Annotated in this window: 8 protein-coding genes; 5 read left to right on the top strand and 3 right to left on the bottom strand. The window is 64.0% G+C overall.

From position 1 onward, the window contains the following. Positions 1-306: amidinotransferase (locus tag K8U03_12930; protein ID MCE9605792.1), on the bottom strand; the 306-nt coding region annotated here is incomplete at its 3' end. Further along, entirely contained in the window at positions 303-1,637 is a 1,335-nt protein-coding gene (locus tag K8U03_12935) for a TIGR00300 family protein (protein MCE9605793.1), read from the bottom strand. The genes K8U03_12935 and K8U03_12930, both read right to left, overlap by 4 nt. 258 nt (positions 1,638-1,895) lie before the next feature. On the opposite strand from K8U03_12935, the gene K8U03_12940 reads away from it, so the two are divergent. From K8U03_12940 to K8U03_12960, 5 genes are all read left to right on the top strand, one after another. Next, positions 1,896-3,815, top strand: a complete 1,920-nt coding sequence (locus tag K8U03_12940) for a hypothetical protein (GenBank protein MCE9605794.1) — start codon at positions 1,896-1,898, stop codon at positions 3,813-3,815. Positions 3,816-3,918: 103 nt separating this feature from the next. Then, positions 3,919-4,869: a substrate-binding domain-containing protein gene (locus K8U03_12945; protein MCE9605795.1), complete on the top strand. Its 951-nt coding sequence runs from the start codon at positions 3,919-3,921 to the stop codon at positions 4,867-4,869. 14 nt (positions 4,870-4,883) lie between these two features. Continuing rightward, positions 4,884-6,419, top strand: coding sequence for a sugar ABC transporter ATP-binding protein (locus K8U03_12950; protein ID MCE9605796.1), 1,536 nt, complete (start codon positions 4,884-4,886; stop codon positions 6,417-6,419). Next, the gene (locus K8U03_12955) at positions 6,416-7,468 is read left to right on the top strand and encodes an ABC transporter permease (GenBank protein ID MCE9605797.1); all 1,053 of its coding nucleotides are present in this window, start codon (positions 6,416-6,418) and stop codon (positions 7,466-7,468) included. The genes K8U03_12950 and K8U03_12955 overlap by 4 nt, the downstream gene beginning before the upstream one ends. Beyond that, positions 7,465-9,126 carry an aspartate aminotransferase family protein gene (locus tag K8U03_12960; GenBank protein MCE9605798.1) on the top strand — a complete coding sequence of 554 codons (1,662 nt, stop codon included), beginning with the start codon at positions 7,465-7,467 and terminating at the stop codon, positions 9,124-9,126. Before K8U03_12955 ends, K8U03_12960 begins: the two co-directional genes overlap by 4 nt. A 103-nt stretch (positions 9,127-9,229) precedes the next feature. On the opposite strand, the gene K8U03_12965 is transcribed toward K8U03_12960, so the two are convergent. Beyond that, the coding region (locus tag K8U03_12965) for a PQQ-like beta-propeller repeat protein (protein ID MCE9605799.1) at positions 9,230-10,004 on the bottom strand (775 nt) is incomplete at its 5' end.

Here is a 10,004-nt window from a genome sequence, read left to right on the forward strand (position 1 = left end):
TGGGTGGCGGAAGTGAGAGATGATCGCCGTGTCGCGATAGATGACGGCCGCATTCGCCGTGAAGACCAAGTCGGGCTGGCCGACGACGGGCTCCAACAACGAGACTCGAGCGCCGGCCGTTTCGAGCGTCGCGCGCAGAGCGCTCCATTGTTCGCGTGCCATCGTCGGGTCGCTCCCTCGCGCGCGGCTCATCCAAGGATTAATCTCATACTCGATCCCGAAATGATCCGGCGGACACATCAAGATCCACGGAGCCGACGTGCGCGGCGTGTTTGCTTCCGGTTTCGCTGCGACTTCGTAAGTCATGAGGCACGCTCCGCCTGCTCGAGCTCTTCGACATCTTGCACCAGCGAACGGAGGAACGGCTCGACGTCGGTCACCAGCCCGACCGTCTGAAACGAGCCCCGATCGTTGAGCTTGATCACGGTCGAAGGGTTGATATCGACGCAAACCACTTTGACCCACGCGGGCAGCAGGTTGCCTACCGCCACGGAATGCAGCGTCGTCGCGATCATCAAGCAGAACGTTACGTCGCGCACCCGCTCGCGCATTTCGCGCTGGGCTACGAGCGTGTCGGTGATCACGTCCGGCAGCGGTCCATCGTCGCGAATGCTGCCGGCGAGCAGAAACTCGACGTCGTGCTTGACGCATTCGTACATGATACCCGACTTCAACACTCCCTGCTCAACCGCCGGCCGGATGCCGCCGATGCGCCGCAATCGATTGATCGCGCGCAGATGGTGTTCGTGCCCTGCTTCCACGCTATGCCCTTCATCGAGCCGCACTCCGAGACTCGTGCCGAACAGCGACTGCTCGATATCGTGCGTCGCCAGCGCATTGCCGGCGAAAAGCTTGTCGATATAGCCGGCTCGAATCAAACGGCAAAGATGCTCACCGCTGCCGGTATGCACGATCGCAGGCCCGCCGACGATCAGCGTCTTACCGCCGCGGCGCTTGGTGCGTACGAGCTCTTGTGCGATCGCGCGAATGGCCGTTCCTTTCGGCTTTTCCGTCGAGACGCTCGAGTTCATAAACTCGAATGCATGCGCATCGGTCGCTTCGCGCTGCTCGGGCAACACGCGCACTCCGGCATGGCCGCACACGATCTCATCGCCGAGGCGCACATCAGTCATCGCCACGCAGCGCGCTTGGCCGGTGCTCCGGTCGAGCAAGATGCCGCAATCCATCTCCTGCAAATCGACCGCTTGCCAATGATGGTCGCGGCGAATCTCCGTCCGTTGGTTCGTCGTGCTGTAGAAGCCCTCGGGAAAGGCCCCTGCGACATCGGCCGCGACCGAGCGGCAATCTTGCAACGTCGTCGGCACGGCGCCATGGTCGGCGATGACGGCCAAGATCTCTTGCAGCGCCGCTTCCGATTTCGCTTGCACCTCGACGAGCGCATAGCTCGCGTCGGTGCGAGCCTGGCCGATCGTGATCTTCTTCAGACGAAACGAACCGCCGGAGCTCGTAATCAAATCGAGGATCTTCGGCAGGATCAAACTATCGATGATATGCCCACGGACCTCGATCTCTTCGATCGCCGCGCCGCCGACAGCGGCTTGAGAACCACTCTGCACGGCGTGAGAAGTCTTGCGATCAACCGATGTTTCGGGATTCGACGCCTGGGTTCGACTCATCATGGCCGGGTCCGTTCGTCGCTGGAGAAGCTCGAAAGTAGAGGGTAGCAGCCGAATTTTAGCCTTTTCCTGTCTGACAGGTCGCATTACGGCGCGGCGGCCGACAAAGCTCGGTGCTGCAAATCCCTACGCCGTCACGACTTCACAGCGATGCCGCCCCCCCCTATAATCAACGCTTCAAACACTCTGAGGACGCTTGGCCGAAGGAACGCCGTTCCCGCCGGCCGCGTCTGGATAAAACCGCTGGAATGGATACGCATGAGCGATCAGGAAAAGAAGTTGAGCCGTTGGGACACGCTCGCCAAGGAATTAGGCGCCGACGATAAGCCGCTCCCCGCGCGTGCGGCGCCGAAATCGGAAGCTCCCCCCGCGGCGACTCCGAAGCCGGCTCCTCCCATAGCGGCGCCCCCTGCCGCGCCGTTGGAGAAACCGCGCCGCAGCGGTTGGGACGACCTCACCTCCTGGCTCGGCATCGGCGGAGCCGCGAAGAAGGCCCGCGCCGAACAAGCAGCGCCCCCCCCTACTCCACCATCGGCCGAAGTTCCCCCTCCGGCCCGCAGCGAATCTCGCCCGCCGCGCGAGTCGGCGTTCCGACAAGACCCGCCCCCGCGCTCGGAAACGAAAGCAACACCGACGCCCGACGCGGAGGCACCGCGGTCGGATGACGCACGCTCGGAACAGCCGACCGGCGAGCCGACCCGCTCGGAGCGCAGTCGCGAAGGACGTCGTCCTGAGGGTGGTCGCTCCGATGGTGGTCGTCCTGAAGGCGGACGCTCCGGCGGCGGACGGTCTCAAGAAGGCCGCCCGCAAGGTGGTCGCCCCGATGGCGGTCGTCCACAAGGAGGCGGACGCCCGCAAGGGAACCGCGACGGAAATCGTGATGGTGGTCGCTCCGATTCCAATCGCCAAGGAGGCCAACGGCCCCCTCGTCGCGACGAAGCACGGCGCGATGAAGCACGTCCGTCGAACCGCCCGCCGCGTGATCGTGAAATCGATCCGCGCGATATCGACCCGCGGGACATTGACCCGCGCGATATCGATCCCCGCTCGTCGGCTCCCCGTTCGGAGCAAGCCCGCGAAGTCGACCCTCGCGATCTGGACCCGAGAGACATCGACCCGCGCGACATAGATCCGCGCGATATCGACCCGCGCAGCCTCGGCAACGAAGGCCAGTCCGGCCTGCCGCGCGGCAATCGCGACGATGGAGATCCGAACCGTCCGCGTCGTCGTCGTCGTCGCGGAGGTCGTGGTCGCGGACGTCGTCCGGATGGTCCTCGCGAAGGAAACAACGGCCCCTTGAATCAAGATCCCGCTAATCAAGATCTCGCCGAGTCGCTCGACGGAGATCAACTCGATGCCGAAGGCGTTGAAGGGGCGGAGAACCTCGGTGCCGTAGAGCCGATGAATCGTGAACCAAGCGAGCCGAGCCGCGATCGGCCAGGCCGCAATCGCGACGGCGGCGGTCGGCCATCGGGAAATCGCGACGGTTCACGTCGCGACGGAGGGCGCAACGGCGGTGGTCGAGGCGAGCGTCCGCCACGCGACGGCGAACGTTCGCGCGGGTCGCACGATCGCCCCTCGCGTCCGCAACACAATCGCGACCTCGGACCCGATGCGCCGCGCACCGAAGGTTCCGCAGCACGCGAAGGCCGGCCCGACTCCGATGATCCAGCGCGCTCCGAAGAAGCCGACTTCACCGAAGTCGGCCCCGGCGATGAGGCCGGCGAAGGGGCTCCGCGCACCGACTCGGACGAACGTCGCCCACGCCGGCGACGACGTCGCGGCGGCCGCGGTCGATCATCCGAAGGACGTTCGTCGGAAGGGCGCACCGGTGCGCCGCGCGAACCACGTCCGGCCGGCGAGTTAGATGCCGATGAACCGGTGCGGAGCCGTCGCGTTGAAGAAGACGACGAAGACCTCGACGAGGATGACACGCGCCTTCCCCTTCGCGAGCGCGATACGCGCCATGTCGAAGACCTCGACGCCGACGCCGATCATGACCATGATCCCGACTCGGCCGAAGACTTCCATCATGCCCATAAAGGCATCCCGACTTGGGAAGAAGCCGTGGGCCTGATCGTCAACGCCAACCTAGAAGCGCGTGCCCGCAACCCGAACCCATCGGGCGGCCATCATCGCGGCGGCGGACGTGGCCGAGGCAATCGCGGCCGGCACTAAATCGCCGGCCGCTTGCCGAAACCTTTTCGATGAATAGCCCCCTCTGATCGATCTTCTGGGAGGTTTGCCGGTGACCGTGCGATTCGTTCTCGCTCTGTGTGCGATGGCCGTCGTCGTGGGCTGCAACGGCGCGTCGACGAGCGCTCCGTCCGGCGGCCCGAAGAAGCTCCGCATCGCCGTCATTCCGAAAGGGACGACGCACGAGTTTTGGAAATCGGTTCATTACGGCGCCGCTCGCGCCGCAAAGGAACTTGACGTCGAACTCAGCTGGGACGGCCCGCTGCTGGAGAACGATACCGAGAGCCAGATTCGAATCGTCGAGAGTTGCATCACGAAGCGGGTCGACGGCATCTGCCTCGCGCCGAACGACTCGAAAGCACTGATCGACGTCGTCGAGCAGGCCAAAGCGAAGAAGATTCCCACCGTCATCTTCGACAGCGGGCTCGAAGCCCCGCAAAGCATCGTTAGCTACGTCGCCACCGACAACGAACACGGCGGAGTTCTCGGCGCGCAAACGCTCGCCAAGTCGATGGGAGAGCAAGGCAACGTCGTGATCCTGCGCTATAACGTCGGCAGCGAGAGCACGCACCTGCGCGAAGAAGGCTTCCTCAAGGAGCTCGCGAAATTCCCGAAGATCACGGTGCTCAGCAGCAGTGAATACTCTGGAGCCACGCCGGAGTCGTCGCTAGCGAAATGCCAGGCGCTTTTGCTGAATTTCGGCGACAAGGTGAACGGCATGTACGCCGTGGCCGAGCCGAACGGAGTCGGCATGCTCGGCGCTTTGGAAGAGAAGCATCTCGACGGCAAAGTGAAGTTCGTCGGCTTCGATACCAGCCCGCGCCTCGTCGATGCGATGAAGGTCGGCAAGATGCAAGGGATCGTGCTTCAAGACCCCGACACGATGGGTTATCTCGCCGTGAAGACGCTCGTGGCGCATCTGCGGGGCGAGAAAGTCGAGCCGCGTATTGCGACCGGGGAATACGTCGCGACGCCCGAGAACATGAATTCGCCCGAGATGAAACGGCTGCTCGATCCGCCGACGTACGCCGACTAACGGAGGCCCGCGGCATGTCGGAGGTTCCCCCGTTGCTACGGATGCAAGGCATCTCGAAGCGATTCGGCGCCACCCGTGCGCTGAGCGACGTCTCGCTGGAAGTCGCGGCGGGCGAGGTGATGGCGCTGATCGGGGAAAACGGCGCCGGCAAAAGTACGCTCATGAAAGTCCTCGCCGGAGCCCATCCTCCCGACGACGGCGCGATGTCGCTATGCGGCAAGCCGTTCGAGCCCGCGACTCCGCATGCCGCGCGTCTGGCCGGCGTGGCGATGATCTATCAAGAGCTCACGCTCGCGCCCGACTTGAGCGTCGTCGAAAACGTGATGCTCGGGCAAGAGCGGAGCAAGCTCGGCTGGATCGATCAAGGAGAGCAACGCCGCTTAGTGCGCGACGCGCTCGCAAAGCTCGGCCATGCCGACTTGCCGCTCGAGCGACCGGTGCGGGCCTTGTCGACCGCTCTGCGTCAGGTCGTCGAGATCGCCCGCGCGCTGGTGCAGCAAGCGAAGCTCGTCGTCTTCGACGAACCGACGAGCTCGCTCACGCGCCACGACTCGGCACAGCTCTTCCGCGTCATCAAGGCGATGAAAGCGCAAGGCATCGGCGTCGTCTACATCAGTCACTTTCTCGAAGAGATCCGCGAAGTCGCCGACCGTTACACCGTCTTGCGCGACGGCCGCACCGTCGGCTCGGGATCCCTGGCCGGCGTCGACGAGCGGACCATCGTCTCGCTGATGGTCGGCCGGAGCGTGGAAGAATTGTTCCCGCAGGTTCCGCATTCGCCGGGCGAGCCCCTCTTGGAAGTTCGCAACCTCAGCGGCCGACGCATTCCGCAAGACGTCAGCTTCACGCTCCATCGGGGCGAAATCCTCGGCATCTCAGGCCTCGTCGGCGCAGGTCGCACCGAGCTGATGCGGCTGATCGCTGCGCTCGATCCCGCCACGTCGGGTTCCGTCCGTATTCGGCAAGCCCCGTCGCCGGCGAATCCGCACGCGCGGCTCAAGGCCGGCGTCGGCCTGGTCGCCGAAGATCGTAAACAAGAAGGACTCTCGCAACTTCAATCGATCGAAGAGAACCTCACCTTGAGCCGGCTGCGAAGCTATGCGAAGTTCGGCTGGCTCGACCTGGGCCGCAAACGCGAACGCTCGGCGCATTGGATGGGTCGGTTGCAGGTGAAGGCGCGCGATCCCGCGCAGCGCATCGGCGAGCTTTCCGGCGGCAACCAACAGAAGGTCGCCATCGCGCGCGTCCTCCATCAAGAAGCCGACATACTGCTGCTCGACGAACCGACGCGCGGCATCGATGTCGGCACGAAGTCGGAAATATATCGCTTGATGGGAGAAGTGGCGGCCGAAGGGAAGGGAATCGTGTTCGTCAGCTCCTACCTCCCGGAGCTCATGGCGATGTGCGATCGCATCGCCGTGATGTCGCGCGGCCGGCTGCGCGAAATTCGGCCGACACGCGAATGGACGGAAGAGTCGATCATGGCCCGGAGCGTCAGCCTCGACGACGACCGCATCTCGGAAGCGAGCAACTTGAGAAACCGCGCATGAACGACGTCGTGAAAAGTTCCGCCCATTCCTCCAGCTCGTGGCGCAAAGGGCTCAGCCGCCTCGCCGGCCACCTGGGGCCGTTGGCTGCGCTCGCAGTCGTCGTACTTTCGTTCGCCGTGGTCGACTATGTTCGCTCCGGTTCGGACTCGAAATTCATCACCATCGACAACGCCCGCTTCATCGCCACGCAGTCGGTCGTCGTCGGCATGGCGGCTCTCGGGATGCTGCTGATTATCATCGCCGGCGGCATCGACCTCTCGGCCGGCACCGCTCTCGGGCTCTGCGCCGTGGTGCTGGCGACCGTCTTGCGCGACGGCCACGGCATCGTCGTCGCTCTGATTGCCGCATTGGGCGTCGGCGCCGGAACGGGCTTCGTCAACGGCGTGCTCATCACCTCGCTCCGTGTAGTGCCGTTCATCGTCACCCTCGGCACGATGAGCGTATACCTCGGCGTGGCGAAGCTGATCGGCGACGAAATGACGGTGCGGCCGAACTTTGCGCTCATACCGGACTGGCTCAAGAGCCTCGTCAGCCTGCCCGATCGAGAGTGGCTGATTCCATCCGTGTTGCCCAACTTCGTGCCGGGGGTGTGGTTGTTTCTCGCCTCGGCGGCCGTTCTTTCCGTGGTGTTGCATCGCACGGTCTTCGGCCGCTATGTGTTCGCCGTCGGGTCGAACGAAGCGACGGCCCGCCTTTGCGGCGTGAACGTCACGGCCGTGAAAGTGGCCGTGTATACGCTGGCGGGGCTCTTCGTCGGCATCGCCGGAGTGCTGCAATTCGCGCGGTTGAAAATCGGCAACCCCACGTCAGGCCGCGGCCTTGAGTTGCAGATCATCGCCGCGGTGGTCGTCGGCGGCGCCAGCTTGAGCGGTGGCCGAGGCACGGTGCTCGGCACGATCGCCGGAACCGTGCTGATGGTCGTCATCGCAACGGGCGGCTCGATCATGGGCTTCCGCGATTCGATGCAAGACATCGCGCTCGGTACGATCATCAACGCCGCCGCCGCGGTCGATCAATTTCGTCTTCGCCGATTGGCAGGTTCCGCATGACGCTTAGGCCTCGCTACCACACGTTGCTCGAAGCGCTGCGCCGGCAGTTTCCGCAACCGGTTTCCGATCCGGTTCACGATGCTTATTTCGTGTTCACGATCCTCCGCGCGCTCGACCAAGTCGACGCGCTGAAGTCGCAAACTCCGTTGCTCGGCAAAGGAGATACGCCGACCTATGCCGCGCCCGATTACGCCGCCGCGGTCGAAGCGAAACTCTCGCGGAACGGCACTTCGCTGGAAGCGGTCATCCCGCAACTCGTGAAGCAGTTGGAAGGAATGTTCGTCTGGGGGCATCCGCAGAGCCAAGTGAACGTGATCACGCATCCTTCGATCGCGGCGATCATCGGCGTGCTCCTGGCGTCGACATACAACCCCAACTTATGCAGCGACGAAAGCGGACGAGGGTTCAGCGAAGCCGAAGTCCGCGCTTCGTCTATGGCGGCCGATCTGATCGGCTACGACCCGCGCGCGGCCGGCGGCGTGTTCACTTTCGGCGGCACCGGCTGCCTGCTGTACGGCATGAAGGTCGGCCTAGAGAAAGCCGTGCCCGACGCGATGCAGCGCGGCATTCGCGAGCCGGTCATCGTGCTTGCGTCGGAGCAATGCCACTATGCCGTGCTCAACGCGGCCGGCTGGCTCGGCATCGGGCAGGAATCGGTCGTGCGCGTGGCGTCGCATCTCGACAACTCGGTCGACATTCCGCTGCTGCGCGAGGCCGCGCGCAGCGCGCTGAAGGCCGGGAAACGGGTCGCCTGCATCGTCGCAACGATGGGCTCGACCGACGCCTTCGGCATCGACGATCTCCGCTCGATTCACGCCCTGCGCGACGAGCTTTGCAAGGAATTCGCGCTCGACTACGTTCCGCACATCCACGCCGACGCCGTGATCGGCTGGGCTTGGAGCGTGTTCAACGACTACGACTTCACCGCCAATGCGCTCGGCTTTCGCGGCCGTACGGTGCGCGCTTTGGCGCAGGCCCATCATCGGCTCCGGCATTTAAAGCTGGCCGATTCCGTCGGCATCGACTTCCACAAGACGGGCTACGCCCCTTACATCTCTTCGCTGTTTCTCCTTCGCACGGCAACCGACTTCGGCACCATTGCCCGCGATCGCGCTTCGATGCCCTATCTCTATCAATCGGGCGTACATCATCCGGGCATGTACACGTTGGAGACCAGCCGCAGCGGCACCGGCCCGATGGCGGCGCTCGCCAACTTGCTGATGCTCGGGCGCGAGGGCTATCGAACGCTCCTGGGCCACGTCGTCGAGATGGCCGAAGTCTTGCGCGAGGGTTTGGAATCGCACCCGGATCTCACGGTGCTCAACGGCGACAACGTCGGGCCCGTCACGTTGTTTCGGGTCTATCCGCCCGGGGTCGATACGTTCACGATCAAAGAGCGCGAACGAACCGATCCCGACTTCCGGCCGATGCTCGAAGAATACAACCGGCTCAATCGCCGCGTGTTCGAGCGCGTGCATACGGAAGCGCTCGCCGGGCGCGGCGTTGTGATTTCGATGACCGATTGCTACCGCCGCACCGACTACGGCGCCCCGATCGCAGCGTTGAAGTCGTACGTATTGTCGCCGTTTACCGACGCCGAGCGCATGGCCTCGATCATCGATCACGTCCTCGCAGCGCGCGACGAGTTGCTAAAGTAGCAGGCACGTTCCACGTGCCGTCAGCCACATGGGCCTTAGCGCAACCGAATCCGACTCGTTCACTTAACGACGCAAGCGGCGGACGGCACGTGGAACGTGCCTGCTACTTTGAGGAAATAATTTCGTAGCAGGCTAGCCGGCCTTGGCCGCGCACGTACATCAGACCATGCGCGATCGTCGGCGCGGCCCAGGCCGGATAAGGGAGCAAGCGGGCCGGGCCGAGCCCCGTCGGGTCGGCTGCGCCGTCGACTTTCAACGGCGTGAACTTCGAGACGATGTCGAACTTCTGCGGGTTCACCTTCAACAAATACAAATCGCCGTACTCGGTGAGGCAGATGAAATGCCCGTCGACATACGTGAGCGACGAACGTGTGAGATCCGGCTCGCTCCACATCACGTTGCCGGTCGAAACTTCCACGCACCGTAGTTCCGCATCGTTCGTGTGTCGCCCGCTCGACGCATACAGATATCCCCCGATCTCGATCGCCGTGTTCCAGTGCGTTTGCATCCGTTTATCACGCCGCGCTCGTTGGTCGCTCCACACGACATCGCAACCATCCGGCCGAACCTTGAGCAACACGCTGCCGGGCCCATACGTTTCGGAAATAAACACCTGATTGCCGATCACGACCGGATTCGACGCGTTCACGCTCTCCAAGATTTCGGCCCGCCACGGATAGCGAAAGCTTTCGCGACCGCTGGCAGGGTCGAACGCCCAGAGCCCGCCGCGCGCGAAGAGCAGGCCGTAGCGCCGGCCGGCGATCGAGGCGACCAACGGGCTCGCATAACTCGCCAACTCGTCGCCGGCCTTATACTTCACTACGCCGGTGCGTTTGTCGTACGCCACGATCGCCGTGCCGCCTGGCTTGACCTCGCGC

The organism is Planctomycetia bacterium, from assembly GCA_021413845.1.
Taxonomy (GTDB): domain Bacteria; phylum Planctomycetota; class Planctomycetia; order Pirellulales; family PNKZ01; genus PNKZ01.